The sequence below is a fragment of the Methylocystis sp. sgz306128 genome (assembly GCF_056032725.1).
Window position 1 is genome coordinate 1 of sequence record NZ_JBVYWO010000026.1, and the last position, 2,399, is coordinate 2,399.

The following is a 2,399-nucleotide window of genomic DNA, read 5'->3' on the forward strand; positions in this document are numbered from 1 at the left end:
AGAATATAGGCCTGCGCCAGTCCGTCCGGGCTTGGCTGCACGATATAGGACAGGTCGATGCCCCATTGGCTGCCATCGCCCAGCAATTCCCGGAACAGAGGCAGATCGCGCGGTGTCGAGATGATGAGGATTTCGCGGATGCCCGCCAGCATCAGCACGCTCAGCGGGTAATAGATCATCGGCTTGTCATAAACCGGCAGGATCTGTTTGGAGATGCCGAGGGTCATGGGGTGAAGACGCGTACCGCTGCCGCCCGCGAGAATGATGCCTTTCATGCCGGGTGACCCTCATATATTTTCTTGACCGCAATGGCGAGGCTGCCCTGCCAATGCGGCAGCGTGATGCCATGAATATGCGCCAGTCTGGTTGTATCGAGGCAGGAATAGGCCGGACGACGCGCTGGCGTCGGATATTCGGCGGTGGTAATGGGGATTATTCTGGCCTGCGGCCCGCCCAGAGGCCGGGCAAGCGCGAAAATGGCAACAGCGAAATCGGCCCAGCTTATCGGCCCGCCCGCAGCGCTCAGATGAAAAATGCCGCGCAGGCGCGGATCGTCGGGCGCGGATAAAATATTGCGCGCAACCTGAACAATCGCCGCGGCAATATCCGAAGCGGATGTCGGCGTGCCCAGCTGATCGGCAACAACGCGGATCTCGTCGCGCGTACCGGCCAGACGCAGCATGGTGCGCAGAAAATTGGCGCCGTCGGGCGCATAGACCCAGGCGGTGCGCAAAATGACGGCCCGAGGATGCGCGCGCAGAACCGCCAACTCCCCGGCGCGCTTGCTTGCGCCATAGACGCCAAGCGGACGCGCCTCATCCTCCTCGCGCAAAGGCCGGGTGGACGTGCCGTCAAAAACATAATCGGTGGAAATCTGGATGAACGGAACACCTATATCCGCAGCAGCAGCCGCCAGCGCCCCGGCGCCGTCGGCATTGACAGCGAAAGCCGTTTCCGGCTCGGATTCGGCTTTGTCCACGGCCGTATAGGCAGCAGCATTGACGATCATGTCCGGCGCAAGAAGGCGGAGTTTCAAACCCGCATCGCCCGGCGCGGCGAGGTCGAGTTCCGGGCGGCCAAGTGTGATCACATCGAGACCGGCTCCCGAAAGCTGCCGCAGGGCCGATGCAACCTGCCCGTGGAGACCCGTCACCAGCAGGCGCATCACTCGGCAGCCTTCATCAGCCCGAGACGCTCGCCGGCATAGACCTTTTCCCGCAGCGGACGCCACCAATCCTCGTGATCGAGATACCAATGCACGGTTTTGACGAGGCCGGTTTCAAATGTTTCCTCGGGCCGCCAGCCCAGTTCATTCCGGATCTTCGATGCATCGATGGCATAGCGGTGGTCATGGCCCGGACGGTCGGCGACATGGCGGATCAGCTCCCGCCGGGGCCGGTTTGCCGGGACCGCATTGTCGAGAATATCGCAGACCGCGTGCACAATATCGATATTCCGGCGTTCATTGCCGCCACCGACATTATAGGTCTCGCCGGGGCGTCCGCGCGTCAGCACCAGATAGAGCGCGCGGGCATGATCGTCGACATAAAGCCAGTCCCGCACCTGCGTGCCGCTGCCATAGACCGGCAACTCCCGGCTATGCAGACCGTTGAGGATCATGAGCGGGATCAGCTTTTCGGGGAAATGGTAGGGGCCGTAATTGTTGGAGCAATTCGAGACAACCACCGGCAACCCATAGGTGCGATGCCAGGCGATGGCCAGATGATCTGACGCGGCCTTCGACGCCGAATAAGGCGAAGACGGATCATAAGGCGTCGTTTCGGTGAACAAGCCCTCATTGCCCAGCGAGCCATAGACCTCGTCGGTGGAGACATGAAGAAACCGGAACCGCGCCTTGCGCACCGGATCGAGGCTCTGCCAATACACGCGCGCCGCCTCAAGCAGCACGAAGCTCCCCACAATATTGGTCTGGATAAAATCCGCCGCGCCGGTGATGGACCGGTCGACATGGCTTTCAGCCGCCAGATGCATCACATGATCCGGCTGAAAATTGGCAAAGGCCGCCGCCATGGCGGACGCATCGGCAATGTCAGCTCTCACCAGCCGGAAGCGGGCGTCAGAGCTGACATCCTGCAACGAGGCCAGATTGCCGGCATAGGTGAGTTTGTCGACCACGAGCACGTCCACCCCGAGGTGGATCAGATGCCGCACCAGAGCCGAACCGATAAAACCCGCACCGCCAGTGACAAGAATTCTCATGCGCACCCCGCAAGTTCTTCGAGGGGCATCAATGGACATCCGTCGTAAGCGAACGGACTTTGGAATTGCGACAATCTGGGGAGGTTTTCGTCCTTGGCGGACAAAACAGGGGCCAGCCCCGCCGCCAGCGGCCATTGAACGGCGATGTCGGGATCATTCCAGAACAAGCCGCCGTCATG

General features: G+C 61.2%; 3 protein-coding genes and 1 pseudogene. All 4 read right to left on the bottom strand.

Features of this window, described 5'->3' with window-relative positions:
• A partial coding sequence (locus AC0N03_RS16700) for a sugar phosphate nucleotidyltransferase (RefSeq protein ID WP_474290041.1) occupies positions 1-275 on the bottom strand: 275 nt, incomplete at its 3' end.
• Positions 272-1,165, bottom strand: coding sequence for a dTDP-4-dehydrorhamnose reductase (rfbD, locus tag AC0N03_RS16705; protein ID WP_474290042.1), 894 nt, complete (start codon positions 1,163-1,165; stop codon positions 272-274). The genes rfbD and AC0N03_RS16700, both read right to left, overlap by 4 nt.
• Positions 1,165-2,220, bottom strand: coding sequence for a dTDP-glucose 4,6-dehydratase (gene rfbB / locus AC0N03_RS16710; protein ID WP_474290043.1), 1,056 nt, complete (start codon positions 2,218-2,220; stop codon positions 1,165-1,167). Before rfbB ends, rfbD begins: the two co-directional genes overlap by 1 nt.
• A pseudogene (locus AC0N03_RS16715) lies at positions 2,217-2,399 on the bottom strand (dTDP-4-dehydrorhamnose 3,5-epimerase); the annotation flags it as partial. The gene rfbB and the pseudogene AC0N03_RS16715, both read right to left, overlap by 4 nt.

Bases quoted from the DNA above. Each gene is read 5' to 3' on its own strand.
- rfbD (WP_474290042.1), bottom strand. From the start codon at position 1,165: ATGCGCCTGCTGGTGACGGGTCTCCACGGGCAGGTTGCATCGGCCCTG.
- rfbB (WP_474290043.1), bottom strand. From the start codon at position 2,220: ATGAGAATTCTTGTCACTGGCGGTGCGGGTTTTATCGGTTCGGCTCTG.